Below are 3603 nucleotides of genomic sequence, written 5' to 3'. Positions count from 1 at the left end.
GTCGCGCCACCGGCTTCGTCAACGCTGTGCTGCGCAAGGTCGCGGCACGCACCGACGACGAGTGGGACGCGCTCATCACGGCGGGCCGCGGCGGGGACGCACTGCTCGCCACCCGGTGGTCGCACCCCACGTGGGTGGTGTCGGCGCTGCGGGACGCCCTGGCGGCCGAACGCTCGCGGGACGAGCTCGCGGCGCTCCTGGCGGCCGACAACGCCGCGCCTCGGGTGCAGCTCGCCGCGCTCCCCGGGCTGGCCACCGACGAGGACGTCGCCGCGGCACGTTCCCACATCGCGACCGCGACCGCGGCTGCCGAGCACGCCGAGCACGCCGAACACGTTGAGCACGCCGAGCGGGCGGATCCTGCCGAGCGGCCCGCGGCGACCGAGGACCGGACCGGGTCCGACGGGCCCGACGCGTCGGCGGCGTCGACCGAGCCGACCGAGCGCACCGAGTCGGCCGAGCCGACCGCCCCGACGACCGGAGCCGACGACGTGACGCGGGTCGCGCCTCCCGGACCGCCCACGGACCCCGAGGCGGACCTGCCGGTCTCGCCGGTCGGGATCCGCGGTCTCGCCGGCGACCCCGCCCGGGTACCGGGCGTGGCAGCCGGACGGCTCCGCGTGCAGGACGAGGGTTCGCAGCTCGCCGCGCTCGCCCTGAGCCGGTCGTCGGCGATCCGGCCGGGGGAGCGGTGGCTCGACCTGTGCGCCGGACCCGGCGGCAAGGCGGCGCTGCTCGCTGCCGAGGCAGCCGAGGGCGGCGCGACCCTCGTCGCCAACGAGCTCGTCCCGGCGCGTGCCGGACTCGTGCGGAAGGCCCTCGCCGGTGCCGGCGACGGCGTGACCGTGGTCGAGGGCGACGGACGGCGCTTCGGCCGCGACGGCTCCGGCGTCACGTTCGACCGCATCCTGCTCGACGCACCCTGCACCGGACTCGGCGCCCTCCGCCGCCGTCCCGAGGCCCGGTGGCGCAAGCAACCCGAGGACGTCCCGGAGCTCGCCGCGCTGCAGGCGGAGCTCCTCGACGCCGCGGTCCGGGTGCTCGCGCCCGGCGGGACCCTGGCGTACGTGACGTGCTCGCCGCACCTGGCGGAGACGCGCGGCCAGGTCGACGCGCTGATGGCCCGGCACGGCGGGGAGCTCGAGCAGCTCGACACCGCGTCGGTCGTGCGGTCCGTGGCCGCTCGGGACCCGCGCGTGGCCGACGGCGACACGGTGCAGCTCTGGCCGCACCGCATCGGCACGGATGCGATGTTCATCGCGCTGTTCCGCCGCGTCGCCTGACGCCGGTCGGCGCGAGGGAGACCCGGCGCACGGCGATCGCCGACCGGGGCGCCGGTAGGGTTGGCGGGTGACGATCCGCATCTCGCCGAGCATCCTGTCCGCCGACTTCGCGAACCTCGAGCGCGAGCTCCACCGCATCGAGACCGCCGACATGGTGCACGTCGACGTGATGGACAACCACTTCGTGCCGAACCTCACGCTGGGCCTGCCTATCGTGCAGCGCCTGCAGCAGGTCTCGCCGGTGCCGCTCGACGTCCACCTCATGATCACGGACGCCGACACCGAGGCCCCGAAGTACGCCGAGACGGGTGCGTCGAGCGTCACGTTCCACTTCGAGGCCGCGTCCGACCCCGTGGCGACCGCCGCGGCCATCCGGTCGAACGGTGCCCGTGCCGCCGTCGCCGTGAAGCCCGGCACGCCGATCACCCAGGTGCTCCACCACCTCGACGCCTACGACATGATCCTGCTCATGACGGTCGAGCCCGGCTTCGGCGGGCAGTCCTTCATGCCCGGGGTGATGCCGAAGCTCGCCGATGCCCGCGCGGCCGTGGACGCCTCGGGGCTCGACGTCTGGCTCGAGGTCGACGGCGGCATCGCGGTCGACACCGTCCCCGAGGCGGTGCGGAGCGGTGCCGACACGCTCGTGGCGGGGTCGGCGGTCTACGGCGGCGAGCCGGCCGAGCGCATCGCGGACCTCCGCCGGGCGGCGGCGGCAGCGCGCTCGTGACCCGACCGGCACCCGAGGTGACGGGCGAGGCGAACGCGCGCCGTGCCTCCCGTCCGGACGGTCGGTCCACCGCGTCGGCAGAGGACGGTAGCCTGGTGCGCGTGAAGACGTTCGACGACCTGTTCCAGGAGCTCACCGAGAAGGCGCGCACGCGCCCCGAGGGCTCCGGCACCGTCGCCGAACTGGACGCCGGCGTGCACCAGATCGGCAAGAAGATCGTGGAAGAGGCAGCCGAGGTCTGGATGGCGGCCGAGTACGAGGGCGACGAGCGCACCTCGGAGGAGATCTCGCAGCTCGTGTACCACCTGCAGGTGCTCATGGTCGCCAAGGGGCTCACCCCGGCGGACGTCTGGCGACATCTCTGATCCGCTGATCAGCCGCCGACCCCTCCACCAGAAAGCAGACCCCTGATGCTCCGCATCGCCGTGCCCAACAAGGGCTCCCTCTCCGAGACCGCCTCCGACATGCTGCGCGAGGCCGGGTACGCCGGCCGCCGCGACCCGAAGGCGCTCCACCTGCTCGACGAGCGCAACGGCGTCGAGTTCTTCTTCCTCCGCCCGCGCGACATCGCCACCTACGTCGGTTCCGGCGCGCTCGACGTCGGGATCACGGGCCGCGACCTGCTGCTCGACTCCGGCTCCGCGGCGCACGAGGTGGACGCGCTCGGCTTCGCCGACTCGACCTTCCGGTTCGCCGGGACGCCCGGCCGGTTCAGCACGCTGCAGGACCTCGACGGCGTGCGGGTGGCGACGAGCTACCCCGGCCTCGTCGGTGAGTTCCTCGCGAAGCACGGCGTCACCGCGACGCTCGTGAAGCTCGACGGTGCTGTGGAGAGCGCCGTGCGCCTCGGGGTCGCCGACGCGGTGGCCGACGTGGTGTCGACCGGCAGCACGCTCCGCGCCGCCGGGCTCGAGATCTTCGGGCCGGTCATCCTCGAGTCGACCGCGCTGCTCATCTCCACCGACGAGACGATCCCCGGCATCGACGTGCTGCGCCGGCGCCTGCAGGGCGTCCTCGTCGCCCGCGGGTACGTGATGCTCGACTACGACATCCCCACCGGGCTCCTCGAACAGGCCACCGCGGTCGCCTCCGGCATCGAGTCGCCCACCGTCTCGCCGCTGCACGGTCGCGACTGGTCGGCCGTCCGCGTGATGATCCCGCGCGACGACGCCAACCTCATCATGGACGCGCTGTACGACCTCGGCGCCCGCGCCATCCTCGTCAGCCCGATCCACGCCGCGCGGCTGTGAGCGGGGTCTCCGTCCGGGTCATCCCGTGCCTGGACGTCAAGGGCGGCCGGGTCGTCAAGGGCGTCAACTTCCTCGACCTGCAGGACGCCGGTGACCCGGTCGAGCTCGCCGCGCGCTACTACGAGCAGGGCGCCGACGAGCTGACCTTCCTCGACGTGGGCGCAACGGTCGAGAACCGCGCGACGATGTACGACACCGTGACGCGGACCGCCGAGCAGGTCTTCATCCCGCTGACGGTCGGCGGCGGCGTCCGGAGCGTCGACGACGTGTCCCGGCTGCAGCAGTGCGGCGCCGACAAGATCGGCGTGAACAGCGCCGCGATCGCGCGCCCGGCACTCGTCGG

At 73.9% G+C, this 3603-nt stretch carries 5 protein-coding genes; all 5 read left to right on the top strand.

Features of this window, described 5'->3' with window-relative positions; genetic code table 11:
* On the top strand, positions 1 to 1283 hold a 1283-nt coding region (locus tag I5E_RS26330; protein ID WP_022906702.1), incomplete at its 5' end, for an RsmB/NOP family class I SAM-dependent RNA methyltransferase.
* Between the two features lie 67 nt (positions 1284 to 1350).
* Positions 1351 to 2010 carry a ribulose-phosphate 3-epimerase gene (gene rpe / locus I5E_RS09090; protein ID WP_022906701.1) on the top strand — a complete coding sequence of 220 codons (660 nt, stop codon included), beginning with the start codon at positions 1351 to 1353 and terminating at the stop codon, positions 2008 to 2010.
* A 101-nt stretch (positions 2011 to 2111) separates the two neighbouring features.
* Positions 2112 to 2375, top strand: coding sequence for a phosphoribosyl-ATP diphosphatase (locus tag I5E_RS09085; RefSeq protein WP_031259753.1), 264 nt, complete (start codon positions 2112 to 2114; stop codon positions 2373 to 2375).
* Positions 2376 to 2420: 45 nt separating this feature from the next.
* Positions 2421 to 3260, top strand: a complete 840-nt coding sequence (gene hisG / locus I5E_RS09080) for an ATP phosphoribosyltransferase (RefSeq protein WP_022906699.1) — start codon at positions 2421 to 2423, stop codon at positions 3258 to 3260.
* Positions 3257 to 3603, top strand: a 347-nt coding sequence (hisF, locus tag I5E_RS09075) for an imidazole glycerol phosphate synthase subunit HisF (RefSeq protein ID WP_022906698.1), incomplete at its 3' end; no start/stop codon positions are given. The genes hisG and hisF, both read left to right, overlap by 4 nt.

This window comes from Curtobacterium sp. B18 (assembly GCF_000333375.1).
Taxonomy (GTDB): domain Bacteria; phylum Actinomycetota; class Actinomycetes; order Actinomycetales; family Microbacteriaceae; genus Curtobacterium.
Note: the sequence above shows the minus strand (reverse complement) of the source record. Positions and strands in the feature narration are given on the sequence as shown.